The sequence below is a fragment of the Brachyspira catarrhinii genome, from assembly GCF_005518285.1.
GTDB classification, from domain to species: Bacteria; Spirochaetota; Brachyspiria; order Brachyspirales; family Brachyspiraceae; genus Brachyspira; species Brachyspira catarrhinii.
The window spans coordinates 1-316 of record NZ_SJDU01000863.1 but is presented as its reverse complement, the minus strand read 5'-3'; the positions used below and the strand labels follow the sequence as shown (position 1 = coordinate 316).

The following is a 316-nucleotide window of genomic DNA, read 5'->3' as shown; positions in this document are numbered from 1 at the left end:
TGCCAAAATGCGAAGGAATCCAGACTAAATAAAATTCGTTTTTATAATTTAGCTTATTTATTATCTGGATTGCTTCACTGGCAACATGCCCGCTTTAGCGCCGTTCGCAATGACAATTTTAATTATGTTCATACATTTTCTTATGCATTAAAGAATAATTTTGTAATTCTAAATTTAGTTAAATCTTTTTTAGCTTCAATTACTTTCGATAGCTTATCAAGGAGAATAAAAAATCCTTGTTTAGTTATAAATATCTTATTTATAGGAGGAATTCAATGAATTCTAAAAAATTATTTCTTATCATTTTATCAGTTTT

General features: G+C 26.3%; 1 protein-coding gene. It reads left to right on the top strand.

Features of this window, described 5'->3' with window-relative positions; genetic code table 11:
* Positions 1 to 279: hypothetical protein (locus EZH24_RS15230; protein ID WP_236847298.1), on the top strand; the 279-nt coding region annotated here is incomplete at its 5' end.
* Between the last annotated feature and the right edge of the window lie 37 nt (positions 280 to 316).